The following is a 26,237-nucleotide window of genomic DNA, read 5'->3' as shown; positions in this document are numbered from 1 at the left end:
ACTTAGGCAAGCCTTACCTAGGACTCCCGCTTTTCGCAAGCACTCATAGACGGAGGACGTGAATGCGCTACACCGGACCTAAGGTGCGGTTGTCCCGGCGCGCGGGTACCCCGCTGACCCGTAAGGCGGTCAGCTACTTCGAGAAGCGGCCCTACCCCCCGGGTGAGCACGGTCGCCGAGTTCGCCGCTCGACCAGCGACTACGCGGTCCGCCAGGCGGAGAAGCAGAAGCTGCGCTGGTACTACGACCTTTCCGAGAAGCAGCTGGCCCGCTCCTACGAGACGGCTCGCAAGCGCCCCGGGCGTACCGGCGAGGAGCTCATCGCCGAGCTGGAGACGCGGCTCGTTTCGATCGTGCTGCGCTCCGGGCTGGCGCCGTCGATCTACGCGGCGCGCCAGTACATCAACCACGGCCACATCACCGTGGACGGCAAGAAGGTCGACATCCCGTCGTACCAGGTCAAGTCCGGCCAGGTCATCGGTGTGCGGGAGAAGTCCCGCCAGATGGTCCCGTTCGTCGAGGCCTCCGAGGGCGTGCACGCCGACGACAAGACCGCCGGCTACCTCGCCGTGAGCCACAAGGACCTGCGCGTGGCGGTCGTCGACCGCCCCAAGCGCGAGCAGGTTCCGGTGCCCTTCGACGAGCAGCTCGTCGTCGAGTACTACGCGCGCTAGCCGCAGCGCTTCGCGTGCCTGAGCGGGCCGTGCGACCCTCCGGGGCGCACGGCCCGCTCGTTTCGGCATCCGGGCGGCCCCGCGGCTGGGAGCGCTCCCAAGTCCGGCGGGAAACGCCGGCTATACCGGCCGTGCCGAGGCCGTGGTGAGTGGCCTATGATCCGGCCGATCCCGGCGATCCCGTGTGTCCGCGTTCAGCAGACCGCGATGGTCCTGCCCCGAGTGGATGATGGCGGGAATCGGTATCGCGTTGCTGGCCTTGAGCGGCCGGCTCGCCTATCGCGAGGTCGCCCCTCGTTTCCGGGTGCGCGGTCGATAGACGTCGGCGGGCGCGCGCCGCGAGGGAAGCCGCGGCAGCGCACCGGTTCAGTACATCCGCCGGATGTGGAAGGCGCTGCCCTGCTCCAGCGGCACCTCCGCGACGAACTCCTGCATCTTCATCCGGCACCAGGACGGGATGTCGGTACGCGCCGCGGGGTCGTCGGCCGTGACGGCGATCACCGACCCGATCGGGACCTCGCGGATCCGCCCGGCGAGCATGATGATCGGGATCGGGCACTTGCGACCGACGGCCTCGACGGTCACCAACGGCTCCTCGGCCAACGGAGCTCCTCTCGTCCTCGCGCGTGCTCCCCATTGTCACCCTCGCAGGCCTCTTAACCGGCACCCGGTTAAGAGGCCGGTAAATCCAGCGGTACTCTCGCCTTAGCCCGCGTGCGACGACCCGACCGGAGACCCCGGGCGCCGGCGGTCGACGCGGCGGGCAGGGCGAACACGCCGATCCGTCCGCGCGCCCGCCATCCGCCGCCGGGGCGGACGGGCGGTAGGGCACGTGCACGGCCGGGCTCGCGCGCGGGCGCATGGCCAACACGCTGATCAGGCATGCCCCGCAACCGGGGGCCGGGCGGATCGCGCTAGTGTTTCCCCCGAAAAGCTTAGGAACACGACCGCCCGCGACGTCGCGGGCATCACCGCTGGGAAGGCAATCCGTGAGTCCGACCCGCCATACGAATCGGCGCCACGCGCTGCGCCGATGGGCACCGCGCGGCGCCGCGCTCGCCGCGCTGGGCCTGGCCGCGACCGGCTGCGCGTCGAACGAGTTCACTCGTTTGGGCGTGCCGGAGCCGATCACCGAACAGGGCCACCGCGTCCTCACGCTCTGGCAGGGTTCATGGGTGGCGGCGTTCGCGGTCGGCATTCTCGTGTGGGGACTGATCATCTGGTCGATCATCTTCCACCGCAAGCGTTCCGAGCAGCTTCCGCCGCAGGTGCGCTACAACATGCCCATCGAGGCCCTCTACACCGTTCTGCCGATCGTGATCATCGCGGTGCTGTTCTACTTCACCGCGCGTGATCAGACAGCCCTGATGTCCACCGAGGAAGAGGCCGACACCTACGTCGAGGTGGTCGCCTTCCAATGGAGTTGGCAGTTCAACTACCTCGACGAGTCCTACGCCGACTCCGACGGGGATCCCCAGACCCGGTTCTCCGCGGCCGGCACACCCGAGCAGCGGCCCACGCTGGTGCTGCGCGAGGGCGACGTCGTGCACTTCGACCTCACCTCGCCCGACGTCATCCACTCGTTCTGGATTCCCGCGTTCGCCTTCAAGATGGACGTCATCCCCGGCCAGGACAACGAGTTCCAGGTCAAGGTCGAGGAAGGCACCGCGGGTACCTACGCGGGCCGCTGCGCCGAACTGTGCGGCGTCGACCACGCGCGGATGCTCTTCGACGTCGAGGTGATGGAACCCGACGACTACGACGCCTGGGTGGCCGAGCAGGAGGCCCAGGCACAGCAGCAGGACACCGGTGAGCAGCCGGGGGAGGAGTCGGGACAGCAGACCCCCGACGCCGACACGGCCGGTTCCGAGGGCGAGAGCCCCGAGGACGGGGCGGTCGGCGACGAGCGGCCGGCCCCGGCCGACGACGCCGGCGCGCCCGCCCCGGCGAACGAGGAGGCAGGCCGCTGATGGCGACAGTGACGCAGACCCCCGAAGCGGTCGAGCCCGCGAGCACGCGCAAGGGTTCGATCATCGTCAACTGGCTGTCGTCGACCGACCACAAGGTCATCGGGTACATGTACCTGATCACGTCGTTCGGCTTCTTCATCCTGGGCGGCATCCTCGCCCTGGTGATGCGCGCCGAGCTGCTGTGGCCGGGTATGCAGGTGGTCAGCCACGAGCAGTTCAACCAGCTGTTCACGATGCACGGCACGATCATGCTGCTGTTGTTCGCGACCCCGCTGTTCGTCGGGTTCACCAACATCATCATGCCGTTGCAGATCGGAGCGCCCGACGTGGCGTTCCCGCGTATGAACCTGCTCGGGTACTACCTGTTCCTGTTCGGCGGCCTCATCGTGGTCGGCGGGTTCCTCACCCCCGGCGGTGCGGCCAGCTTCGGCTGGTTCGCCTACACGCCGCTTTCGGACGCGGTGCGCTCGCCCGGCCTCGGCGGCGACCTGTGGATCCTGGGCCTGGTCGTGAGCGGTCTGGGCACCATCCTCAGCGCCGTCAACTTCATCACCACCGGCCTGTGCATGCGTGCGCCCGGCATGACGATGTTCCGTATGCCGATCTTCTGCTGGAACGGCCTGCTCACCAGCGTGCTGGTGCTGATCGCCTTCCCGGTGCTGACCGCGGCCCTGGTCGCGCTGGGCGCCGACCGAATGATCGGCACCCACGTCTTCGACGCGGCCCACGGCGGCGCCATCCTCTGGCAGCACCTGTTCTGGTTCTTCGGGCACCCGGAGGTCTACATCATCGCGCTGCCGTTCTTCGGTATCGCGACCGAGGTCCTGGCGGTCTTCAGCCGCAAGCCGATCTTCGGCTACAAGAGCCTCGTGGCGGCCACCATCGCCATCACCGGCCTGTCGGTGACCGTGTGGGCCCACCACATGTTCCCCACCGGCGCGGTGCTGCTGCCGTTCTTCTCGTTCATGTCGTTCCTCATCGCGGTGCCCACCGGCGTGAAGTTCTTCAACTGGATCGGCACGATGTGGCGCGGCCAGCTGGTCTTCGACACCCCGATGCTGTTCACCGTCGGCTTCCTGGTGACGTTCCTGTTCGGCGGGCTCACCGGCGTGCTGCTGGCCTCGCCGCCGATCGACTTCCACGTCACCGACTCCTACTTCGTGGTGGCCCACTTCCACTACGTGGTGTTCGGCACCGTCGTGTTCGCCATGTTCGCCGGCTTCTACTTCTGGTGGCCCAAGTTCACCGGGAAGATGCTCAACGAAGCGCTGGGCAAGGCCCACTTCTGGGTGCTGTTCCTCGGGTTCCACGGGACCTTCCTGGTCCAGCACTGGCTGGGTGCCGAGGGCTTCCCGCGCCGCTACGCCGACTACCTGCCCTCGGACGGCTTCACCGCGCTCAACATCGTCTCCTCGGTCAGCTCGTTCGTGCTCGGCGCGTCCACGCTGATCTTCTTCTGGAACATGTGGGTGACGCACCGCAACGCCGTCCCGGTGGAGGTCGACGACCCGTGGGGGTACGGCTGCTCGCTGGAGTGGGCGACCTCGTGCCCGCCGCCGCGGCACAACTTCACCTCGCTGCCGCGCATCCGCTCCGAGCGCCCGGCCTTCGACCTCCACCACCCGCACGCCGCCGCACCCGGTGCGGCGCCCGATCCCGCAGCCGCGAAGTAGGGGAGCGAGCTCACCATGAAGATGCAGGCCTACCTGTTTATGGGCGTCTCGACTTTCTTCGGGCTGGTCGCCGGGATGTACGCCTACTGGTCCTGGGTGGACCACGGCGAGATCGAGTGGACCGGAACGGTCGCGTTGATCGTGTCGATCTTCTTCGGCTGGATGGTCGGATTCTGGCTGTGGCAGTCGGCACGGCGAAGCGAGCGCTACCACGGTCTCGCCCCCGAGGAGCGCCTCGACGGCGAGATCCCCGAGAACTCCGGCGAGTACGGGTTCTTCAGCCCGCACAGCTGGTGGCCGCTGTTCGTCGCGCTGGCGGTGGCCTTCATGGCGGTCGGGGTCGCGATCGGCTGGTGGATGGTGTTCATCGGCGGGTTCGCCGTCGTCCTGACGACCATCGGCTGGGTGTTCGAGTACTACCGCGGCGAATTCAGCCACTAGCGCCCGCGCCCGGCTCGTGATCGGCGGCGCCGCACGTCGCTGACCGGCTTGCCCCCGGTGGGGTGGTTTCTACCGAAACCACCACCCACCGGGGTTATTCTTTTTCCCGACGGTCGGCATCCCCCTGCCGGTGCCGTTCCCCGGTGCTCACCGCCGCGGCCGTCGTCCGCCACCGGAGCAGCGCAATCCGGCGGCACCGTTTGGCGCACCCCGGCCACGGGCAGTGCCGAGCACAGCCGCCGCAGACTGGAGGTCGCAGGGTGAAGGGCAGAGCACGCCTGACAGCAGCAGGGGGCGCGGGCCTGATCGGGCTGGTGCTCGTACTCGCGACGGCCTGCACCGGTCAGGAGAGCGGGGACGCGCAGTCCGCGGGCGGGGACCGGGACGGCGGTGACACCGTCGAGGTGCGGATCTCACCGCAGGACGGCGCCGGGCAGGTCGCCCCGAACACGCCCGTGACGATCGAGGCCCCCGACGCCGCCGTCACCGACGTGCGCATCGAGCAGTCGGGCGGCGCCGCCGACGGCTCCGGGCAGGACGCCGACCAGGACGCGGCCTCGTCCGGTTCCGGAGACGGTTCCGAAGACGGATCCGCGGCCTCCGAGGTCACCGGAACGCTCAGCGACGACGAGACGACCTGGGTCAGCGACTGGAACCTCACACCCGGTTCCGACGTGACCGTGACTGCCGCGGCCGAGCGCGACGACGGCGAGCAGACCGAGGTGACCAGCGAGTTCAGCACCGAACCCGCCACCGAAGGAAAACGCCTGGAACTGCAGTCCAACTTCCCCACCAGCGGCCAGAGCGTGGGCGTGGGCATGCCGGTGATCGTCAACTTCGACCTGCCCGTCGAGAACAAGGCGCAGGTGGAGAACTCCATGGAGGTCACCTCCGAAACCCCCGTCGACGGCGCCTGGAACTGGTTCGGTGACGAGACCGCCGTCTTCCGCCCGAAGGAGTACTGGGAGCCCTACCAGCACGTCACCGTCGACCTCCGACTGGCCGGGGTCGAGGCCTCCGACGGCGTCTACGGCATCGAGAACCACCGGCTCGACTTCGATGTCGCCCGCGAGCAGATCAGTACCATCGCGGACTCCGAGCACACGATGACCGTCGAGCGCGACGGCGAGTCCATCAAGACCTTCCCCATCAGCAACGGCCGTGCCGACGTCCGCAAGTACACCACCACCAGCGGCGTCCACCTCACGATGGACAAGCACGAGGACCTGGTCATGGACTCCTCGACCATGGGGATCCCCGTGGACAGCCCCGAGGGCTACAAGCTCGACGTCGACTACGCGGTCCGCTTCTCCAACAGCGGCGAGTTCACCCACGCCGCGCCGTGGAACGGGCGGCTCGGTCAGTCCAACGAGAGCCACGGCTGCACCAACATGAGCGATGCCGACGCCAAGTGGTTCTACGACGAGTCGCTGATGGGCGACCCGCTCGTCATCAGCGGAACCGACCGCCAGCTGGAGGTCGACAACGGCTGGGGCTATTGGCAGCGCCCGTGGGACGAGTGGATGGCCAACAGCGCCACCGGCGAGGCCGACACCACCGACGGCGAGGGGACCCCGGGCGGAGTCCACGCCGAGGAGGCCTGACCCGCGGACCGGGCCGGGCCCCGGGAACCGCCGCCTGCTCGGGGCCCGGCCATCGCACGGGGGTGCGGCGGCGGAGCCGCGCACACGCTGAGGCGTGGCCCTGAGCGGCCCTGAGCGGCCCTGAGCGGACCGGCGGGGCCGAGGAGCCGCTCCGCAGACCGCGGTGTGCGGGCCACGCCCCCGGCCGCGCGGGCCGGCCCGGGACGGTTCCGGACGTTGCGCTGTCGCGGGGCGTCGGGTCGCCGCGGGTGGGCCCGGTCTCCTCGACGCCGTCCGCCGGTCCTCCGCCGGGCGGCTCCCATGCGGTCTCTGGATTCCGCTGGAGCGGTCGCATCCCGTTCCCCGCTGCTTGTCCGGGCGGCCGCAGGAACCCGGAAGCACACAGTGCGTCTCAGCGGCGTACAGAGTCATCGTGCGTCGCGCCGGCCCCGGAAGGCTCGTGCGCCCCCGGACGCGCCCGTGTACAGCAGAACGGCCCGGTGCCCCGACGATTCGGGGTACCGGGCCGTCGTGTTCTGCCCCTCGGCCGGGCGGCGCCGGCTAGGTGGCGGCCCCGTCGCGGGACTCCTCGTGGGCGTCGCCGCCCTCGTGGGCGCCGTGGTGCAGATGGTGCCCCGAATGCGGGTCCACGCCCTCGAAGGAGACGTTGTCGCGGGTGTACCAGTCGGCCAGCCGAAGCCGCAGCCGACCCATCAGCCCGCGCGCGGACGGCGCCTCGACACCGTTCTCGTCCACGTCCCCGACCTCGATCCGCGAGACCGGCGCCTTGCTCTCCAGCACGTGCACGGTTTCCTCCGAGGACTCCCGGTGCACCTCGATGAACTCGCCGCTGGGCAGCTGCTGGATGGTGCCGCTCTCGTAGCCGTGCTCCAACTGCTCCCGGTCGCGCCGCTGCAGTCCCAGGCACACGCGCTTGGTGACGACGAAGCCGATGATCGGCCCGGCGATGATCGCGATGCGGAAGAACCACGTGGTCGCGAACAGGCTGACGGAGAAGGTCTCCGAAAGGACGTCGTTGGCCCCCGCCAGCCACAGCAGGCCGTAGAAGGTGATGCCGACGACACCCATGCCGGTGCGCACCGGAGCGTTGCGCGGCCGGTCGGCGACGTTGTGGTGGCGCTTGTCGCCGCTGAGCCACTGCTCGATGAACGGCCACAGCGCCATCGCGCCGAACACCAGCCCCGGGATCACCAGGCCCGGAATGAGCACCGCGGTGGGCAGCGAGTAGCCCGCCACGTCGATGTCGAACCAGTTCGGGAAGATCCGCAGCGACCCCTCCATGAAGCCCATGTACCAGTCGGGCTGCAGCCCGGAGGTGATCGAGGTCGGGGTGAACGGCCCGAACAAGTGGATCGGGTTGACCTGCACGAACGCGCTGAGGCCGGCGATGACGGCGAAGACGAAGAAGAAGAACCCGCCTGCCTTGACCGCGAAGGCCGGCAGCATCGGCGATCCCACCACTTGTTTCTCCGAGCGTCCCTTGCCCGGGTACTGGGTGTGCTTCTGGTGCCACAGGATCAGCATGTGCGCGCCGATCAGCGCGAGCAGAATGCCCGGGATCAGCAGGATGTGCAGCATGTACAGCCGCGGGATGATGTCTTCGCCGGGGAACTCGCCTCCGAAGAGGAACATCGACACGTAGGTGCCCACCAGCGGCAGCGCCATCATCACGCCCTGCAGGATGCGCACACCCATGCCCGACGGAAGGTCGTCGGGAAGCGAGTACCCGAACAGTCCCTCGATCATCGCCAGGCCGAACAGCGCGACGCCGATCAGCCAGTTGATCTCACGCGGCTTGCGGAACGCGCCGGTGAAGAACACCCGCAGCATGTGCACCAGCATCGACGCGACGAAGATCAGCGCGGCCCAGTGGTGGATCTGGCGGATCAGCATGCCGCCGCGCACGTCGAAGTTGATGTAGAGCGTCGAGGCGTAGGCCTCGCTCATGGGCACGCCCTGGAGCCGCTCGTAGGAGCCGTCGTAGACGATCTCGGCCATGCTCGGCTTGAACCACAGGGTCAGAAAGACCCCGGTGACGAGCAGGATGATGAACGAGTACAGGGCGATCTCGCCGAGCATGAACGACCAGTGGTTCGGAAAGACCTTGCCCAGTTGCTTCTTGCCGGTCTTGGCGAGGTGGAACCGGTCGTCGATGTAGTTGCCGGCGCCGCGGAGTGCCTTGGGCGCCTGTGTTGTCCGACTCATCGGCTAGTTCTCCCTCTGCGCGTCCCAGAAGGTCGGCCCGACGGGTTCGTTGAAGTCGCCGTCTGCAACCAGGTAGCCTTCTTCGTCCACTGTCACCGGCAGCATGGGCAGCGCCCGGTTCGCCGGCCCGAACACGACCTTGGCGCCGTTGGCGGCGTCGAAGGTCGACTGGTGGCACGGGCACAGGATCCGGTGGGAGCCGCTTTCGTAGAGCGCTGCCGGGCACCCGACATGCGTGCAGATCTTGGAGTAGGCGACGATCCCGTTGTGGGTCCAGTTGCGCTGCTCCCGCGACATCTCGTCGCTGAACTCCGACTCCTCCAGGCGGATCAGCAGAATCACCGTCTTGGCCTGCGCGTCGAGGCTCAGCCCGTGCGGATGCTCGGGGTCGGGCTCGACGAAGGGAAGCGCGCTGATCATGCCGCCGGTGCGGATGTCGTCCTCGTGGATCCAGCGGTCCTCGCCCTCGCGGTCGCTGCCCTCCACCACCATGTGCATGCCCTGCTCCCACATGGTGTGCTTGAGGGTCTCGCGGGGCAGCGGGCCGGCGTCGCGCAGCAGCACGATGGGCGCCACTCCCAGCGGCGCCATGGCCAGCAGCAGCGTGCGCCGCATCAGCGGGCGCCGGGTGAATCCGCTCTCGTCGGCGCCGCGCATGAAGAAGTCTCTGAAGGAGCTCTTCTCCTCAGGCGAGGACGGCAGTTCGTCGTAGTCGTTGGCGACCTCGTAATGCGGCATGATCCGGCGGGCCCAGACCGTCATCCCCGCGCCGATGCCGAACAGCGACAGCGTGAGCGTGCCGCCCATGAGCATGTTGGACCACTGGCCCAGCAGCGGATCGGCGATGGCCGGGTCGCCCTCGGCGTCGGGCGGGAACAGGAAGTACGAGACCAGGAAACCCACACCGCCGAGGAACGCCAGGGTGAACCACACGGCTGCGGTGCGCTCGCCCTTGCGCTGGACCTCCTCCGGGCGGGGATGGGCCTCCGCGGCGGAGTACGCCCCCTCGTAGTCGCCCTGCTCCTCGGCGGAGCCGGAAACGACCCGGCTGTCGGAGGTAGGGGTGCCGATGACCCGATCGGAGCCTTCGGCGCCCGGGTCGGTGTCGTGGTTGCGGTTGTTCTCAGTCATGGGCTCGCTGCTTCGCGGTGATCCAGATCGCGCACGCCACGATCAGGCTGATACCGACGGTCCAGGAGATGAAGCCCTCGGCGACCTGGCCCACCCGGTCGAGGTCGAAGACGCCGCCGGCGTTGGGCTCGCTCTGCAGGTCCTTGACGTAGGCGATCATGTCCTGCTTCTCGTCCGGCGTGATGGTCGTGTCGTTGAACACGGGCATGGCACCCGGACCGGTGATCATGGCCTCGTAGAGCTGCCGCGGCGACGATTCGTGCAGCTCGGGCGCCCACCGGCCGCCCGTCAGCGCGCCGCCGCCGCCCGACCAGCTGTGGCAGTGCGCGCAGTTGGCCAGGTAGAGCTTCATCCCGGCTTCGGTGTCCTCGGCGCCCTCGATGTAGCTCTCGTACTCGGTCTCCCACTCCTCGAGGGCCTCCTCGTAGGCGTGGTGGTCCTCGAAGTCGGAGCGCTCGGGGGCGGCTTGGGGGATGTCACCGGGCACGCCGGGAGCGCCCTCGTCGCCGATCTCCGCCTCGTAGTAGGCGACGAGGTCGTCGATCTCCTCCTGGCTGAACGCCGCCGGCTTGCGCGGCATCTGGCTGTCGGGGTCCGTCGAGGGCATGCGGCCGGTGCTCACCTGGAAGTCGACGGCCGCGCCGCCCTCACCGGTGATGTCGGGACCGGTGTAGCCCTCGCCGCCCGTGCCGTCCGGGCCGTGGCAGCTGGCGCAGCTCTTGGTGAAGATCTCCTTCCCGGCGGCCGCGTCCTCGGCGGAGGACTCCTGCTCGGCCGCGGCGGCGTCAGCCGCCAGAGTCTGCGCCTCGGCCCGCTCCGCGCTGGGCGCGATGACGGCATAGCCCACTCCGAACAGAGTGAGCGCGAGTATGACGACGGCGTATCCCGCAAGGGGATGCCGTCGCCGCGCGGTAATCCATTTCACGGTTTCCCCGTTTCGGGTCACTGGAGGAAGTAGATGGTTGCGAACAAAGCGACCCAGACCACGTCGACGAAGTGCCAGTAGTAGGACACGACGATCGCGCTGGTCGCCTGCTGGTGAGTGAAGCGCTTCGCGGCGTACGTGCGTCCCAGCATGATCAGGAACGCGATCAGACCACCGATGACGTGGAGACCGTGGAACCCCGTGGTGAGGTAGAACATCGAGCCGTAGGCGCCGGACTGCAGAGTCAGGCCCTCGTGGTAGATGAGCTCGTAGTACTCGTATGCCTGGCCGAGTACGAAGACCAGGCCCATGAGGAACGAGACGCCGAACCACAGACGGAGCTTCCGGACATCACCGCGCTCGGCGGCCCAGACGCCTGCCTGGGCGGTGAAGCTGGAGGCCACCAGGATGACGGTGATCGTCAGGGCGTAGGGCACGTTCAGCTCGACGGTCGGCCACTCGCCCAGGTCGGGGTTCCCGACGGTCACCGCTCGGATGGTGTAGTACATCGCGAACAGCGCAGCGAAGAACATGAGTTCGTTGGCAAGCCAGACGATGGTGCCAACGCTCACCAGGTCAGGTCGCTTTGCCGCACCGTGCAACGGTGTCGGTCCTGTTGATTGATTCGCGGTTGCTGTCGCCACGGGAGCATTATTACGGCATCCCGAGAAGGTTGGTGCACGACCCCCCGAAAGGCGCCCGATCTGGCGTGACAACGGTATCGGTCCGTGATCGCTCAGCGGGCCGCCCGCAACCGCGGTCGGCAGCCACCGGCATCGTAGCGCGTGCCGGCGCCGTAGTCACGGGATCGCGCGTGTGCCGGGCGCGAGCGCGGCGCGTGCGGCGCCGCCGGCGGCGTGAAGCGGCCCCCGCGGCCCGGGATGGCCAGGGGAGCGCGCGCGGTGGCATGCTGAGGTGGCGAAGGTCTCAACTCGACGGCCGCAGGGCATAGGCTCGGATGTCCGGCTCGACCCGGCCGCTCCGCCGCGGCCGTGACGTACAGGGATGGTGACGGTTGACCATGGCGACCAACGGCGCCGGATCCGGGGAGTCCGCAGCGCGCATGCGCGTGCTCCTCTACAGCGACAAGCCCGGAACCCGCGAGCAGGTGCGTACGGCGGTGGGGCGCAGGCCGGCCGCCGACGTCCCCAAGGTCGAGTTCGTCGAGTGCGCGACCGCGCCCGGCGTGCTGGCCCGGCTGGAGGACGGCGGTATCGACGTCGCCGTCTTCGACGGCGAGACCGCGCCCGCGGGCGGCATGGGCGTCTGCCGCCAGATCAAGGACGAGATCTACCGGTGCCCGCCGGTGCTGCTGATCATCGGGCGCCGTGACGACGGCTGGCTGGCCGCGTGGTCGCGCGCCGACAAGGTGGTCAGCCACCCCCTCGACCCGATGGCGCTGGCCGAGGCGCTGGCCGAGCTCATGCGCGGCCAGGCGGCCGAGACCCCCGCCCTGGGGTAGTCTCCGGCCCAGGAGCGCGGCGCCGCCCGTCGGCGCCGCGCACCCGCCCGGCCGGATCCGCCGGAGCTCGTGCGCACCGCGGTGCGCACGAGCCGGGGGAGCCAAGCGGCCGCGGCGGGGGACGGACCCGCCCGAGCGAGAGACGTTGCCGATGGTGCACAGCGCAGGCGCCCCCATGCGCGCCGGGACGCGGCCGCTGCGCGCGGCCGGCGCGGCGCGGCGCGCATCCGCCGGATCGGTGCGTGCGCGGTCGGCCCGGGCCGCCCAGGGGGCCGGGCGCCGCGGGGCGGGTATCCGCCGGGGACCGGGGGTGCGCTTTTTCGGCGGAACGGGCGGCCACGGGGCGCGCACCTCGCGATGGCGCGGCTGAGCCCCACTCGGCCCACCGCCCGATGACCGTTCCCTGGACGATCCTCCGAGGAGCACCCACGTGAGCACCACCGAACACACCTGGCCCGACCTGATCACCGCGTTGCTGGCGGGGCGCCCGCTCTCCGCCGAGGACACCGGCTGGGCCATGAACGAGATCATGTCCGGGTCCGCCACCGACGTGCAGATCGCCGGGTTCGCCGTCGCGCTGCGCGCCAAGGGCGCCGAGGTGGCCGAGGTCACCGGCCTGGCCGACGGCATGGTCCGCCACGCCGTACCGATCTCGGTGCCCGGCCGGACGGTCGACATCGTCGGTACCGGCGGCGACCGCGCCCACACCGTCAACATCTCCACCATGGCGGCGATCGTGGCCGCCGCTGCCGGGGCGAAGGTCGTCAAGCACGGCAACCGCGCCGCGTCGTCCTCCTGCGGCACCGCCGACGTGCTGGAGCGGCTGGGCGTGGTCATCGACCTGGCGCCCGAGCAGACGGTGCGGGTGGCCGAGGACGCCGGCATCACGTTCTGCTTCGCCCCGCTGTTCCACCCCTCGCTGCGCCACGCGTCCAAGACGCGCAAGGAACTGGGGGTGCCGACGGTGTTCAACTTCCTGGGCCCGCTGACCAACCCGGCGCGGCCCGCCCACGGAGCCGTGGGCGTCTTCGACGAGGCCATGTGCGAGACCATCGCCGGCGTGTTCGCCCGGCGGGGTACCTCGGCCATGGTCTTCCGCGGCGACGACGGGCTCGACGAGCTGACCACGACCACCACATCGCGGATCTGGTCGGTGCACGGCGGCGCGGTCTCCCACGAGCGCGTCGACCCGGCCGATCTGGGGATCGCGCCGGCGGACCCCGACGCGCTTCGCGGCGGCGACGTCGAATACAACGCCCGCGTGGTTCGCGACCTGCTCACCGGCGGCCCCGCAGCCGACGGCGCGGTGCGCGACGCCGTCCTGCTCAACGCGGCGGCCGCGGTGGCCACCACGATGCCCGGGTTCGGCTCGACGGACGCGACGGGGATCCTGGGCTCGGCTCTGGAGGTCGTCGACGAGGCCCTCACCGGCGGAGCAGCCGCCCGCGTGCTCGACACCTGGGTCGAGACCAGCCAGTCCTGCGCCAAACAGGGCTGATGAACTCCGGGCCCGGGGGCGAGGACGGGCGGGCCCGCGGGAAACCCGCGTACGACCGCCCTCGGCGGGAACGGGTATCGCCGCGGGAGGCCCCCCGTGCCGACGGGGTCTACGCGGCGCGACCCCCGCCGCTCAGTCGTCCATGCCCAGGGAGAACGCCGCCTCCAGGTCGTGGTTGGAGTAGGTGTGGAAAGCGATGTGGGTGTCGGAGGACAGCACGCCCGGAACCTTGTTGACCCGGCCGGGGATGACCTCGGCCAGGGCGTCGTGGCGGCGCACCCGCACCATCGCGATCAAGTCGACACCGCCGGTGACGGAGTAGACCTCGCTGACACCGTCGATCTGGGCGATCTCCTCGGCGACCTCGGGGATGCGGGCGACTTCGGCCTTGATCATGACGATCGCGGTGACCACGGGGATTCCTCCTGGGTTCGGGGCGGGTCGGACGGGGCGGTCGCGTCCGTCAGTGGACGTCGACGCGGCGCGTTCCGGAGCGCCAGCGTATGCGGTGCATCAGCACGGCTCCCAGCACACCGGCGATGAAGCCGTAGACGTGGGCCGCGTAGGCCACGCCGCCCTCGGCGCCGGGATAGGCCGACACGCTGACGTAGAGAAAGTACTGGAGGATGAAGTACGTGCCCACGAGCGCCCACCCCGGCAGGCGGACCGGCACGACGACCAGCACCAGGGTGACGACCCGGCTGCGGCGCTGCACCAGCAGGTAGGCGCCCAGTACGCCCGAGATCGCGCCCGAGGCGCCCACCAGCGGCATCTCGGCCGAGGCCTGGGTCAGCGCGAAAGCGTAGGTGGCCACCAGTCCGCTGGCCGTGTACAGCACCAGGTAGCGCATGCGTCCCAGCCGGTCCTCGACCACCGGGCCGAATACGGACAGGTAGACCATGTTGCCGATGAGATGGGCGGCGCCCCCGTGCAGGAACATGGAGGTCAGCGCCGACAGCCAGGCGACCTTGGTGTGGCCGGGGTCGGGGCAGGGGCCGGAGGCCCCGACCTGCCCGCCGCCGAGCAGTTCCGTCGGAACGGCCGCCCAGCGCAGCAGGTAGTGCTCGATCGCGCACGCGCGCGGAAGCTGGCCGGTTCCATACCAGACCGCCAGCAGCGACAGCGGAGAGAGCAGATAGACGACCACGTTTGCGGCGATGAGCGCGTAGGTCACCGCGGGCACGCGCCGCACCGGGTAGTCGTCGCTCAGCGGGATACCCGCCATCTGCACTCCTCGGGCAAGGGCTCCGGTCACTGCGGGCGCGGCCGACGCGCCCGCCGGTGCGCGTCAGCGGTGCGTGAGCGCCGACAGGCCGTCCCGGTCCCAGTCTGTCAGGTGCCGGTATTTCTCGGCCCCGTTGACCGGGCATGTCCAGCCTTCGGCGGATTCGGCCAGGCGGACGCCGGGCGACTCCAGCCATTGCAGCACGCGCTCGGTCTCCCACGCGCCGGCGCAGGGAGCGGGCCCGGGACCGGGGAAGACCGACTCGGCGGTGCGGGTCAGGGCCGCGGTGAACTCCGCGGGATCGCTGCCGGGCGCCATGCGGCCGCTGTTGACCAGCCGTCCGTGGCGCACCACATGCACGTCCCAGCCGGTCCGTGCGCCGCCGGCGGGGGCGGCCGCGGGGGCGGCGGCGACCAGTTCGGGGATGGCCGCCAGCGCGGCCAGGCGCTGGCTGCGGGCCGCCGCGCTGAGGAAGGCGGCCAGCCGGTCGCGGTGGCCGGCGGCCTCCTCGTAGCGCAGGTGCTCCGACAGTTCCCGGATGCGCCCGGTGATGCGCTCGACCACGGACGCGGGGTCGGCGGTCATCGCGCCGTGGGCGGCGTCGGCGTGCACGGCGTAGTCCTCGGCGGTCTCCGACCCGTCGCAGGGGGCGCCGCACCGTCCCAGCTCGGCCAGTACGCAGGCGGCGGTGGGCCTGGACGGCGAGATGCGGCGCGTGCACTGGCGCAGCGGGAACGCCTCGTGCAGCGCCTCGCGGGCCAGTTCGGCTTCGCGCGCGGAGCGGAACGGCCCCAGGTAGGCCGCGCCGTCGCCGCGCACCGCGCGCACGATCGACAGGCGCGGGAACGCGTCGCGGGTGAGCTTGAGCCAGGGGGCGCGCTCGGGGTTGCGCGACCGCCGGTTGTAGGGGGGTTTGCGCTCGGCGATCAGCCGCAGTTCGCGGACTTCGGCCTCCAGCCCGGTTTCGCAGACGACGGGGGTGACGCCCTCGACCAGGGCGGCCATCTCGCGGATGCGGCCGCGCTTTTCCGAACCGGTGAAGTAGGACTGCACGCGCCGGCGCAGGTTCGTGCTCTTGCCGACATAGAGGGCCTCGCCCTTGGCGTCGGTGAACACGTACACGCCCGGAGCCTCGGGGACGTCGTCGGCGATGCGCCGCTTGCCGCGCTGGGCGGCGGTGGGCGCCGAGCGGAACCGGCGCAGCTCTTCGGCGGTGTCGACGCCGAAGCCGCCCAGGCGTTCCAGCAGGCCGTGCAGTACCCCGACGGTGGCGCGGGCGTCGTCGAGCGCGCGGTGGGTGGGCTGGTCGGCCACGCCGAAGAAGCCGGCGAGCGTGCCGAGCTTGTGGTTGGGCACCTCGTCGCGGGTGACCAGCTTGCGGGCCAGCGCCACGGTGTCGACGACCTGCGGAGCGGGCCAGGTGTAGTCGTGGGCCGCGCAGGCGGCTTTGAGGAACCCGACGTCGAAGGGGGCGTTGTGGGCGACGAGGATCGTGCCGCGGTTCAGCCCTGCGAACTCCAAAAAGCCCGGCAGTACCGCGTCGATCGCGGGCGCCGGGGCGACCATCGCCTGGGTGATGCCGGTGAGCAGCGTGATGAACGGTGGCACGGCCATCCCGGGGTTGACCAGGGTGGAGTACTCGCCGACGACTTCGCCGCCGCACACCTTGACCGCGCCGATCTCGGTGATGCCCGCGGAGGCGGCGCGGGTACCGGTCGTCTCCAGGTCGACGATCACGAACGTGCACTCCGACAGGGGCGTACCCAGGTCGTCGAAGGTGCCCTGAACGGGCGTGCTGTGCTCGGCCACCCGGCCAGGGTAATCGGACGCTGCGACGGAACCCGCGGCCGGGCGGGGACGGTCCCCGGCGTCGGTGCAGGTGGGCGGCGCGCCGAGCGCGGCCGGCCGGGAGCCGGGGCGGGAGTCCGCAGCGGCGGGTCCGGCGCTGGGTCCGGTTTCCTGCCTGGTCTCCGTGGAAAGATGGCTCAGACCCCGCGCACGGCCGGGCCGCGACCGCACGCCGCGGTCCGGGCGTACAGCGCGGGGTCGCCGGCGAGCGGTCGAGGAGGAGGGAGACGGCTGTGCGGAATCCGGACGGGCCCCGGCGCGGGCGGTGCGGTCGACAGGGTGCCGCGTGCTGCGGCGCCCAGGCGCCGCAGCGCCCCCGCCGAGCGGACGGGGAGGAGCGGACATGACGTCCGAGGACGGCGGGCCCGCAGGCGCGGGCGGCTCGGCCCGGGAGGACGGGGAGTCCGCGGGCGGGGGAGAGGACGGCGCGGAGCCGGCGGGCGACGGTCTCGACCGCCCGTTGCCCGAGGCCGTGCGTGCGCGGATCGTCGAGTACGGCTCCGATGTGCTGGGCGGCATGCGGATGTCCGACCTGCCGCCGGTGCTGCGCCGCGTCGCCAAGTTCGAGCCGCGGCGCCGCGCGCGGCTCGCGGGACCGCAGATCGCCGCCCGACTGGAGTCCGACGCCGAATTCCGCGGACACGTCGCCGAACGCGTCGAGCAGGTCTGGCCCGAACTCGTCGGCGAGCTGCGCCGCGGCGTCGTGCCTCCGGCGGCCGACCCCGTCGCTGTGGCGGCCGCCGCCTACCTGCTGCGCCCGGCGGGCTGGCGCGCCGTCGTCGAGCGTGTGCGCGGGGAGTTGGACCGCCAGGAGAGCGCCAAGGAGGCCGACGAGGCGGCCGACACCATCGCCGATCTGCGCCGGCGGCTGGAGGAGGCCAAGGACGACCGGCGCGCCGAGGCGGCGCGGATGCGCAGTGAGCTCAAGGACCAGCGCAGCACCATCGCCGATCTGCGCCGGCAGCTGCACAACGAGCGCGAGCGCGCCAAGGAGTCGGCGCGCGAGGCCGAGCAGGCGATCGCGGAGGCGGCGGACCGCACAGCCACCCAGACCGGCCGGGTCAACGAGGTGGAAGCGGAGAACCGCCGGTTGCGCAACCGCCTCGCCGCGGCCGAGGCGCAGGTGGAGAACGCCCGCCGCGCCGCGCGCGCCGGGCGCAGTGTGGACGAGGCACGGCTGCGGGTGCTGTTGGACGTGCTGCTGGAGGCCGGTCACGGGTTGCGCCGCGAGCTGGCGCTGCCCACCTCCATCGAGAGCCCGGCCGACCTGGTGGCCGAGCGGCGCGCCGCGGAGGATGCGCCGGTGCCGGGGCGAGGCCTGCCCGACGACGACCCGGGGCTGGTCGACGAGCTGCTGAGCCTGCCGCGGATGCACCTCCTGGTCGACGGCTACAACGTCACCAAGACCGGATACGGCACGCTGCCGCTGGCCGACCAGCGCAGCAGGCTGCTGTCCTCGCTGGAAGGGTTGGCCAGCCGCACCAAGGCGGAGATCACCTGCGTCTTCGACGGAGCCGACGTCACCGTCCCGCCGGCGCTCTCGGTGACGCGGCGGGTGCGGCTGCTGTTCAGCGATCCCGAGGAGACCGCCGACGAGCTGATCATCCGCATGGTGCGCGCCGAACCGCGCGGGCGGCCGCTGGCCGTGGTGACCTCCGACCGGGAGATCGTCGACGCGGTGCGTCGCGAGGGCGCCCGCGCCGTCGCCGCCGCCGTGCTGCTGCGCCGGCTGGACGGTTGAGAAGCGGTCGGCCGCCCTCCGCGCCCGGCGCGGTGCCGCACGGTGCCTCAAAACCCGCGGGCGCCGGGTGACGCGGGCGCCCCCGTGGTTGAGGCGTCCTGGCGGGTCCGCTAGGTTCTATCCGGAGTTCGATCGGTTTCCCGTAGCGAAAGCGAGGGTCGCGTCGGCGGCGGTGCCGCCGCCGGGCGGGCGCTTGGCGGGAAGCCGCCGGTCACGGCGGTGCCGTGAGCGCTCCGCCGCACGGCCCGGAGGCCCGCATGCTGTGCCCGCGGTTCCCGCTCACCCGGCGCCGCGGTCCGCCCGGGCGCCCGCCCCGATTCCCCCATCCCGCAGGGGACCTGACCCGTAAGGAGCGTGGACCGCCAATGACGAGCACAGGTGGTCGGCGCACGGCCCGCCGGATTGCGACCGGTTTCGGGGTCGTGGCCGTCGGAAGCCTCATCGTGCCCTCCGGAGTCGCCTATGCCGAGCCGACCCGGGAGGAGGTCGAGGCGACGCTCGACGACCTCCAGGAGGAGGCCGACGGCATCGTCCAGGAGTACAACCAGGCCCAAGAGGACTACGACGCGGCCGAAGAGAAGGCCGAGGACCTCGAAGAGCGGGTCGGCGACGAGCAGGAGCGCTACGAAGGCCTCCGCGACGACGTCGCCCACTTCGCCAGCGCCGCTTACCAGGGCAACGACCTGGACTCGCCCGCCTCCGTGGTCAACGTCGAGAGCCCCGCGGAGCTGCTCGCCCAGTCGGCCGACGTCGGCTACCTCTCCGAGAACCAGAAGCAGAAGCTCGACGACTTCAGCGACTCCTCCGAGCGCCTCTTCCGCTTGAAGGACGAGGCCGAGACGGCCCTCGACGAGGCGAAGGACAAGAAGGACGAGAGCGAGGAGAAGAAGGACGAAGTAGAGGAGAAGATCGAGGAGCAGGAGGAGCTGCTCGCCGAGTTCCCCACGGCCGACCCCGCCGGCGGCGGCGACGACAGCGCCGGGGGCTCCTACACCGGGGCGGCTTCCGGCGATGCGCGCGCCGCCCTCGACTTCGCCTACGCGCAGCTGGGCAAGCCCTACGTCTACGGCTCCGCCGGCCCCGACAGCTACGACTGCTCGGGCCTGGTCATGCGCTCCTGGGGAGCCGCCGGGGTGAGCCTGCCGCGTACCACCTACGGTCAGGCCGAAGCGGGCAACCGCGTCACCCGCGACCAGCTGCAGCCGGGCGACATCGTGTTCTTCTTCGGCGGTCTGGGCCACGACGGCCTCTACGTCGGCAACGGACAGATGATCCACGCTCCGCGCAGCGGGAAGAACGTCGAGGTCGTGTCGCTGTCGGGCTACTGGGACGGTCAGTTCCAGTTCGGCGTGCGCCCGTAGTCCTCCGTCCGGCCCGGCGGGGCCCCGCCGACGCGGTCCGGGCGCAGGCGTGCCGATCGTCACTCCGGGGCCCGGCGGGCAGCACCGCCGGGGCCCGGCGCGCGCGGATCACTGCCGGGGCGGCCGCAACGGGGGTGCTCGGGATCGGGACGGCACGGATCCGTCAATCCGGACGATCTGTAAACAGGCGGAATTCGTAACGAATCGGTTGAGCATGGTGTCGGCCATGCACTAGTGTTCCGCCGAGCCCGGTCGTCTGTACGTGCCATCACAAGGATGGCAGCGGCCGGCTCCCGCCGAGCTCCGCCCGAGCCTCCCCACCGTTCGGTACGCGGAGACCGGAAGCCCCCGCGGCCGCGTCCCCCCGCGTGCCGCACCTGCAACCCCCGGGTGCTCTCCGTCGCCAGCGGCGCCGCCTGGCGTTTCCGCGGCATGCCGCGGCCGTCCGGTACGGGCGCTCCGGTAGGCGGTCCTGGCAGAAAGGTGTGCCACCAACGTGGATGAACGCCATGAACGTGGCTCGTTCCGCCGGCATCTCGCGACCGTCGGCTTCGTCGCCGCAGGCGCTCTGATCCTGTCCACCGGCGCAGCGGCCGCCGAGCCGACCGTCGACGAAGTGCAGGACAAGATCGAGACGCTCGAAGAGGAGCACGCGGAACTCGCCGAGAAGTACAACCAGGCGAAGGAAGACCACGACGCCGCCCAAGAGAAGCTTGAGGACCTGCAGGAGGACAAGCAGGACACCCAGGACGAGATCGACAGCATGCGGGAGGACGTCCGCGGCCTGGCCAACGCGGCCTACTCCAACGCCGACTACGGCTCCCCCGCCTATCTGCTGAGCTCCGGCGGACCCTCCGACGCCCTGGACCAGGCGGCCGACCTCGGCTACCTCTCGGAGAACCAGACCCAGACCCTCGAAGAGTTCACCGAGAAGAAGGACAAGCTCGACAACCTCACGGCCGAAGCCGCCGACACCGAGGAGGAGGCGCAGGACAAGCTGGACGAGGCCGAGCAGGCCAAGGACGAGGCCGACGAGAAGATCGCCGAGCAGGAGGACCTGCTCGACGAGCTCACGGCCGAGCAGCAGGAGGCGGCGAACACCGGCGGCGGCACCGGCAACGCCGTCAACAACAGCGGCGCCTCGGGCAGCGCGGGCGCCGCCGTCGACTTCGTCTACGCCCAGATCGGCGACTCCTACAGCCTCGGCGCCAACGGCCCCGACGTGTGGGACTGCTCCAGCCTGGTCCAGGCCGCCTGGTCCCAGGCCGGTGTGAGCCTGCCGCGCACCACCTACGACCAGGTCAACGCCGGCACTTCGGTGTCCTGGGACGCCCTGCAGCCCGGCGACCTGATCTTCTTCTACAGCGGCCCGGACCACGTGGGCATGTACGTGGGCGGAAACAAGATGGTGCACGCCTCCAATCCGCGCAAGCCGGTGCAGGAAGTCACCCTGGACAGCTACTACCAGAGCAACTTCCACTCGGCCGTCCGGCCCTGACGCCCCGGCACCGCCGCGCGGACCCGGCCGCGGACACGTCCGGGTCCGCGCGCGCCGCCCGCGGGACGGCTCACGCGGTGGCGCGCAGGCCGGTTCGCGGACGGGGGCCGCCGTAGCACTAGAATCGGCCGCGTGCCGCGAACCCTGATCGTCACCAACGACTTTCCCCCGCGCCCCGGCGGGATCCAGGCCTTCGTCCACGAACTCGCGCTGCGCCGGCCGCCCGGCTCGGCGGTCGTGTACTGCTCGACACCGTCTCCGCGGGATTCGGCCGCGTGGGGCCGGGCCGAGGAGTTCGACCTGGGGCTGCCCTTCCCCGTCGTACGGGAGCGGACCTCCGTGCTGCTGCCCACCCCCGCGGTGCGGCGGCGGGCCGAGCGGATCGCCGCGCTGGAGGAGTGCGACTCGGTGCTGTTCGGCGCCGCGGCTCCGCTCGGGTTGATGGCCGGCGGCCTGCGCCGCGCCGGCGTGCGCCGCATTGTGGGCCTGACCCACGGACACGAGACCGGGTGGTCGGTGCTGCCGGGCGCACGACGCGCACTGCACCGCATCGGCGAGGAGACCGACACCCTCACCTATCTCGGCGCGTACACGCGCAGCCGGTTGGCACGGGCGCTGTCGCCGGCCGCCGCAGCGCGCATGCGCCGGCTGGCCCCCGGTGTGGACACCGAGCGCTTCCGCCCCGGAGCGGGAGGTGAGCACGTGCGCGAGCGGCACAACCTCACCGGGCGCCCCGTCGTGGTGTGCGTTTCGCGCCTGGTGGAGCGCAAGGGCCAGGACACGCTGGTGCGGGCCTGGCCGCGCATCCTGGCCGACGTGCCCGACGCCGCGCTGCTCCTCGTCGGAGGCGGCCCCTACCGGCGGCGCCTGGAGGCGCTCGCGCGCGACCGGGGCGTCGCCGGGTCGGTGTTCTTCGCCGGGGACGTCGCCGCCGACGAACTGCCCGCCTACTACGACGCCGGCGACGTGTTCGCCATGCCGTGCCGTACCCGCAACGGCGGCCTGGACGTCGAAGGGCTGGGGATCGTCTACCTGGAGGCCTCGGCGACCGGCCTGCCGGTGGTGGCCGGGCGCTCCGGCGGCGCGCCCGACGCGGTCCGCGACGGCGAGACCGGCCGGGTGGTCGACGGCACGCGCCCCGGCCCGGCGGCGCGGGCGCTCGTCGGGCTGCTGCTCGACCCTCAGCGGGCCGCGGCCATGGGCGAGCGCGGGCGCGCGTGGGTGCGGCGGGAATGGACCTGGGACGGTGTCTCGGCGCGGTTGGGCGAGCTGCTGACGCCCTGAACCGTCCGCGCTCCGCTCACGCGCGAGGCCGGCGCGGAGCCGTGCGGCCCCGCGCCCGCCCCAGACCGCCGCGGGCGGCGGTCAGCCGTCGTAGAGCCCTTCGATCTCGTCGCTGAACTGCTTGGCCACCACGTGCCGCTTGACCTTGAGCGAAGGCGTCATCTGGCCGCCCTCTTCGGAGAAGTCGACCGGCAGAATGGTGAACTTGCGCACCGACTCCGCTCGCGAGACCGCCGTGTTCGCGTCGTCGACGGCCTCCTGGACGGCGGCGACCAGGTCGGGGTCGGCCACCATGGCGGGGATCTCGCCGGTCTTGGAGTTCTGCTGCTTCCAGAACTCGAAGGCCTCGGGGTCGATGGTGATCAGCGCCGAGACGAAATTGCGGTTGTCGCCGACGACCATGCACTGGCTGACGAGAGCGTGGCTGCGCAGCCGGTCCTCCAGCACTGCGGGAGCGACGTTCTTGCCGCCGGCGGTCACGATGATCTCCTTCTTGCGGCCGGTGATCGACAGGTAGCCGTCTTCGTCCAGTCGGCCGAGGTCGCCGGTGCGGTACCAGCCGTCCTCGTCGAAGGCCTCCGCGGTGGCCTTCTCGTTCCGCCAGTAGCCGCGCATTACGTGGTCGCCCTTGACGAGGATCTCGCCGTCGTCGGCGATGCGGTGGCTGACGCCCGGCAGCGGCGGGCCGACGGTGCCGATCCTGTTCTTGGACGGACTGTTCACGCCGGTGGGGGCCGACGTCTCGGTGAGCCCGTAGCCTTCGATGATCGTCAGGCCCACGCCGCGGAAGAAGTGGCCCAGCCGCTCGCCCAGCGCCGATCCGCCCGAGACGGAGTAGCGGGCCTGCCCGCCGACCGCGGCGAGGATCTTGCCGTACACCAGCCGCTCGAACAGGGCGTGGCGCAGCCGCAGCGACAGCGGGACGCGGCCGGTGTCCAGCGCGCGGCTGTAGGCGACCGCGGTCTCGGAGGCGGCGCGGAAGATGCGGCCGCGGCCCTCGGAGACGGCCTTCTGCTCGGCCTTGTTGTAGACCTTCTCGAACACCCGCGGCATCGCCAGCAGGAAGGTGGGGCGGAAGGTGCCGAGCGCGTCGATGACTTCGGGCCCGGTGGAGGGGAAGTGCCCCATCACCGTCCGGGACTCCACGCAGCCGATCTGGATGATGCGGGCGAAGGAGTGCGCCAGCGGCAGGAAGAGCAGCGTCGAGCGCCCTTCGATGGAGAAGACCTCGTGCAGCGGGCCGTGGACGACGTTGAGGATGGTGAACAGCAGGTTGCGGTGGGTCAGTTCGCAGCCTTTGGGGCGGCCGGTGGTCCCGGACGTGTAGATGAGGGTGGCGAGTTCGTCGGCGGTTCCGGCCGTGCGCCGCTCGTGCACGGTGGAATCGGCCACCTCGGCGCCGGTCCGCTGGAATTCGGCCCAGGCGGGCCCGTCGATCTGCCAGATGTGCTCCAGCGCCGGCAGGTCGGCGCGCACGGCCTCGATCCGGGCGGCGTGCTCCGCGCTTTCGGCGAAGACCGCCCGGCTGCCGGAGTCGCTGAGGATCCAGGAGATCTGCTCCTGGGACGAGGATTCGTAGATCGGTACCGTCACGCCTCCAGCGGACCAGATCGCGTAGTCGATCACGGTCCACTCGTAGCGGGTGCGGGACATCAGGCCGACCCTGTCGCCGTGCTCGACCCCGGCGGCGATGAGCGCTTTGGCGACCGCGACGACGTCGTCGCGGAACCGCGCGCAGGTGACGTCGCGCCACTGGCCCGCCTCCTGGCGGCGCAGCGCGACGGCGTCGGGCTCTTCGTCGGCCCGCGCAAAGAGTGTGTCGGGCAGCCGCGACTCGGCCGCGACCTCCACCTTCACCGGACTGCTGTATTCGCGCACGTGATGCTCCCGGACGGCTGACGTGATCGAGGGGACTGCGACGACGGTAGCAACTCTCCTTACTCGCGGGTAGAACACGTTCTCACCCGGTATCCGAAAGTGATCCTCCGGAAGCCGTACGGACTCGTCGCAGCCCGACCCCGGGATATGCCGGAGCCGCCCCCGAATTCCCCCGGGCGCTCCGCCACCGCGGTGCCGCCGGCGGCTAACGTGACGGTCAGAGGCGAACTCGAGGGAAGCGGAGTTGCAAGGCATCATGGCCGAACCCGAACGTGACAACGACCGTGGCACCGGGCGCGCCGACCAGGGCGGCGACGGGGCCCCGGACATCATCGACGAGGCGCTGCGCATGGCCGGCTCCCTGCAGCGGCGGCTGCTGGCCGCCGGAGTGCGCCGCGGCGCCGCAGCGGCGGTCCCACCGTCCCGCAAAGGCGACGTGTGGGAAGAGGCCGTGAAGTACGAACAGCCACAGCCCTCCCCGGCGGAGGCGCTCTTGGGAATCGCCCGTACGAAGGGACCGGAGGTGGCGGGCCACCTCGGGAGGGCCGGTGTCGCCGTCGTCGGCGCCGTCGGCGAGACCCTGGGCGTGGTCGAGCGCGCCTTGGAGCGCCGCACCCCCGACCCCGGGGCCGGCACCGGTCGCGACGCGGAGGCCTCCCGCGGCTCCGGATACGGGCGCGGCAGAACGCCGCCTCCGGGGGAGTCCGCCCGCGGCGAGTGAACTAGAATCCCGCGGGAACCGGTACAGACCGGCTGCCGTGCCGCCCGCACCGCCGGCGCTCCCGCGTCCGCCGAGCCGCGAGCGCTCGCCCGGCGCCGCCGCGCAGCCGGAGACGACAGGAGGAGCCGCGCATGCGGATGACGATCGGCGTCGACATCGGCGGTACCAAGGTCGCCGCGGGAATCGCCGACGCCCAGGGCCGGGTCCGCGACGTCGTCCGGCACCCCACACCCCGGGGCGACGGCGAGGCGCTCGCCGACGTCGTGGGCGAAGCGGTGCGCGAGCTCCGCGACACCCGCGCCGGCGCCGACATCGCCGCGGTGGGCGTGGGCACGGCCGGCTTCGTCGACGCCGACCGTGCCACGATCGTCCTCGGCGCCAATCTCGGCCTCGCCGAGGAGCCCTTCAAGGAGCGGCTGCGGCGCCGCGTGGACCTTCCCGTCGTGGTGGAGAACGACGCCAACGCCGCAGCCTGGGCCGAGGTCCGCTTCGGCGCCGGCCGCGGCAGCGAGCACGTCGTCTGCGTCACCCTGGGGACCGGCGTGGGCGGCGCCGTCGTCATGGGCGGCGAGCTGCAGCGCGGCCGCTACGGCGTCGCCGGCGAGGTCGGCCACTACCGGGTCGTGCCCTTCGGACGCCGGTGCGGATGCGGCAACCACGGCTGCTGGGAGCAGTACGCCAGTGGTCGCGCCCTGGTCGGCGAGGCCCTCGACCTGGCCCGCGCCGAACCCAAGCGCGCCGAGCGGATGGTGGAGCTGGCCGGAGGAAACGCCGAGGGCATCGAGGGCCGCGCCATCACCCGGGCTGCCGAAGAAGGCGACGAAGGCGCCACCGCCTGCTTCCGCGCGGTGGGCGAGTGGGTCGGTCTGGGCCTCGCCGACCTCGCCGCGATCCTCGACCCGGAGGTGTTCGTGATCGGCGGCGGAGTCTCCGACGCCGGCGACACCCTGCTGGGCCCCGTCCGCGACTCCTTCGCCCGCCACGTCACCGGACGCGCCACCCGGCGCCTGGCCGAGGTCCGCATCGCCGAGCTCGGATCGCAGGCGGGCATCGTCGGCGCCGCCGACCTCGCTCTGCGGTAGGCCGCTCCGGCGCCGG

General features: G+C 71.4%; 22 protein-coding genes. 13 read left to right on the top strand and 9 right to left on the bottom strand.

The genetic code is table 11. The features are described 5' to 3' along the window. The first annotated feature begins 62 nt into the window (after positions 1–62). Positions 63–674 carry a 30S ribosomal protein S4 gene (gene rpsD, locus HNR25_RS02970; protein WP_184633212.1) on the top strand — a complete coding sequence of 204 codons (612 nt, stop codon included), beginning with the start codon at positions 63–65 and terminating at the stop codon, positions 672–674. A 366-nt stretch (positions 675–1,040) separates the two neighbouring features. Here rpsD and HNR25_RS02965 read toward each other — a convergent pair whose 3' ends face one another. Next, entirely contained in the window at positions 1,041–1,277 is a 237-nt protein-coding gene (locus HNR25_RS02965; RefSeq protein WP_184633211.1) for a sulfurtransferase TusA family protein, read from the bottom strand. 386 nt (positions 1,278–1,663) lie between these two features. On the opposite strand from HNR25_RS02965, the gene ctaC reads away from it, so the two are divergent. The 4 genes from ctaC (at position 1,664) to HNR25_RS02945 (ending at position 6,362) form a co-directional block, all read left to right on the top strand. Continuing rightward, positions 1,664–2,644, top strand: a complete 981-nt coding sequence (gene ctaC, locus HNR25_RS02960) for an aa3-type cytochrome oxidase subunit II (RefSeq protein ID WP_446696987.1) — start codon at positions 1,664–1,666, stop codon at positions 2,642–2,644. Further along, positions 2,644–4,317 carry an aa3-type cytochrome oxidase subunit I gene (ctaD, locus tag HNR25_RS02955; protein ID WP_184633210.1) on the top strand — a complete coding sequence of 558 codons (1,674 nt, stop codon included), beginning with the start codon at positions 2,644–2,646 and terminating at the stop codon, positions 4,315–4,317. The genes ctaC and ctaD overlap by 1 nt, the downstream gene beginning before the upstream one ends. A gap of 15 nt (positions 4,318–4,332) precedes the next feature. Further along, on the top strand, positions 4,333–4,758 hold the full coding sequence (locus HNR25_RS02950; RefSeq protein ID WP_184633209.1) for a cytochrome c oxidase subunit 4: 426 nt from the start codon (positions 4,333–4,335) through the stop codon (positions 4,756–4,758). A gap of 260 nt (positions 4,759–5,018) precedes the next feature. Continuing rightward, positions 5,019–6,362, top strand: a complete 1,344-nt coding sequence (locus HNR25_RS02945) for a L,D-transpeptidase (RefSeq protein ID WP_184633208.1) — start codon at positions 5,019–5,021, stop codon at positions 6,360–6,362. A 540-nt stretch (positions 6,363–6,902) separates the two neighbouring features. Here HNR25_RS02945 and qcrB read toward each other — a convergent pair. From qcrB to ctaE, 4 genes are read right to left on the bottom strand one after another with little or no spacing between them, the layout of a single operon-like run. Then, positions 6,903–8,567 (bottom strand): cytochrome bc1 complex cytochrome b subunit, encoded by a 1,665-nt coding sequence (gene qcrB / locus HNR25_RS02940; protein ID WP_184633207.1) that lies wholly within the window; start codon positions 8,565–8,567, stop codon positions 6,903–6,905. A 3-nt stretch (positions 8,568–8,570) separates the two neighbouring features. Beyond that, positions 8,571–9,698, bottom strand: a complete 1,128-nt coding sequence (qcrA, locus tag HNR25_RS02935) for a cytochrome bc1 complex Rieske iron-sulfur subunit (protein WP_184633206.1) — start codon at positions 9,696–9,698, stop codon at positions 8,571–8,573. Continuing rightward, positions 9,691–10,623 carry a cytochrome bc1 complex diheme cytochrome c subunit gene (gene qcrC / locus HNR25_RS02930; RefSeq protein WP_184633205.1) on the bottom strand — a complete coding sequence of 311 codons (933 nt, stop codon included), beginning with the start codon at positions 10,621–10,623 and terminating at the stop codon, positions 9,691–9,693. The genes qcrA and qcrC overlap by 8 nt, the downstream gene beginning before the upstream one ends. Before the next feature lie 17 nt (positions 10,624–10,640). Beyond that, entirely contained in the window at positions 10,641–11,267 is a 627-nt protein-coding gene (ctaE, locus tag HNR25_RS02925) for an aa3-type cytochrome oxidase subunit III (RefSeq protein WP_184633204.1), read from the bottom strand. A 377-nt stretch (positions 11,268–11,644) separates the two neighbouring features. Between ctaE and HNR25_RS02920 the strand changes: the two genes are divergently transcribed. Beyond that, complete coding sequence (locus HNR25_RS02920) at positions 11,645–12,085, top strand: hypothetical protein (RefSeq protein ID WP_184633203.1); 441 nt, start codon at positions 11,645–11,647, stop codon at positions 12,083–12,085. A 430-nt stretch (positions 12,086–12,515) separates the two neighbouring features. Continuing rightward, on the top strand, positions 12,516–13,583 hold the full coding sequence (trpD, locus tag HNR25_RS02915) for an anthranilate phosphoribosyltransferase (RefSeq protein ID WP_312862323.1): 1,068 nt from the start codon (positions 12,516–12,518) through the stop codon (positions 13,581–13,583). 132 nt (positions 13,584–13,715) lie between these two features. Here the strand turns inward: trpD and HNR25_RS02910 are convergent, their stop codons facing one another. The 3 genes from HNR25_RS02910 to HNR25_RS02900 all read right to left on the bottom strand — a co-directional run bounded on the left by HNR25_RS02910 (position 13,716) and on the right by HNR25_RS02900 (position 16,617). Beyond that, a complete protein-coding gene (locus HNR25_RS02910; RefSeq protein ID WP_184633202.1) occupies positions 13,716–13,997 on the bottom strand; it encodes an Lrp/AsnC family transcriptional regulator in 282 nt (93 codons plus the stop codon). Positions 13,998–14,046: 49 nt separating this feature from the next. Continuing rightward, positions 14,047–14,808 (bottom strand): rhomboid family intramembrane serine protease, encoded by a 762-nt coding sequence (locus HNR25_RS02905; protein ID WP_184633201.1) that lies wholly within the window; start codon positions 14,806–14,808, stop codon positions 14,047–14,049. Positions 14,809–14,871: 63 nt separating this feature from the next. After that, a complete protein-coding gene (locus tag HNR25_RS02900) occupies positions 14,872–16,617 on the bottom strand; it encodes a DEDD exonuclease domain-containing protein (protein WP_312862322.1) in 1,746 nt (581 codons plus the stop codon). Between the two features lie 382 nt (positions 16,618–16,999). Between HNR25_RS02900 and HNR25_RS02895 the strand changes: the two genes are divergently transcribed. From HNR25_RS02895 to HNR25_RS02880, 4 genes are all read left to right on the top strand, one after another. Beyond that, positions 17,000–18,397, top strand: a complete 1,398-nt coding sequence (locus HNR25_RS02895; RefSeq protein WP_184633199.1) for an NYN domain-containing protein — start codon at positions 17,000–17,002, stop codon at positions 18,395–18,397. A gap of 365 nt (positions 18,398–18,762) precedes the next feature. Next, entirely contained in the window at positions 18,763–19,758 is a 996-nt protein-coding gene (locus HNR25_RS02890) for a C40 family peptidase (protein ID WP_184633198.1), read from the top strand. Positions 19,759–20,254: 496 nt separating this feature from the next. Further along, positions 20,255–21,256, top strand: a complete 1,002-nt coding sequence (locus HNR25_RS02885; RefSeq protein WP_184633197.1) for a C40 family peptidase — start codon at positions 20,255–20,257, stop codon at positions 21,254–21,256. Positions 21,257–21,388: 132 nt separating this feature from the next. Next, positions 21,389–22,540, top strand: coding sequence for a glycosyltransferase family 4 protein (locus tag HNR25_RS02880; RefSeq protein ID WP_184633196.1), 1,152 nt, complete (start codon positions 21,389–21,391; stop codon positions 22,538–22,540). Positions 22,541–22,621: 81 nt separating this feature from the next. Here the strand turns inward: HNR25_RS02880 and HNR25_RS02875 are convergent, their stop codons facing one another. After that, complete coding sequence (locus tag HNR25_RS02875; RefSeq protein WP_184633195.1) at positions 22,622–24,418, bottom strand: AMP-dependent synthetase/ligase; 1,797 nt, start codon at positions 24,416–24,418, stop codon at positions 22,622–22,624. Positions 24,419–24,674: 256 nt separating this feature from the next. Between HNR25_RS02875 and HNR25_RS02870 the strand changes: the two genes are divergently transcribed. Then, positions 24,675–25,139 carry a hypothetical protein gene (locus HNR25_RS02870; RefSeq protein ID WP_184633194.1) on the top strand — a complete coding sequence of 155 codons (465 nt, stop codon included), beginning with the start codon at positions 24,675–24,677 and terminating at the stop codon, positions 25,137–25,139. Between the two features lie 131 nt (positions 25,140–25,270). Beyond that, on the top strand, positions 25,271–26,221 hold the full coding sequence (locus HNR25_RS02865) for an ROK family glucokinase (RefSeq protein ID WP_184633193.1): 951 nt from the start codon (positions 25,271–25,273) through the stop codon (positions 26,219–26,221). The last annotated feature ends 16 nt before the right edge of the window (positions 26,222–26,237 follow it).

The sequence above is a fragment of the Streptomonospora salina genome (genome assembly GCF_014204715.1).
GTDB classification, from domain to species: domain Bacteria; phylum Actinomycetota; class Actinomycetes; order Streptosporangiales; family Streptosporangiaceae; genus Streptomonospora; species Streptomonospora salina.
The sequence above is the reverse complement of the archived record's forward strand: the minus strand, read 5'-3'. Positions and strand labels throughout refer to the sequence as shown.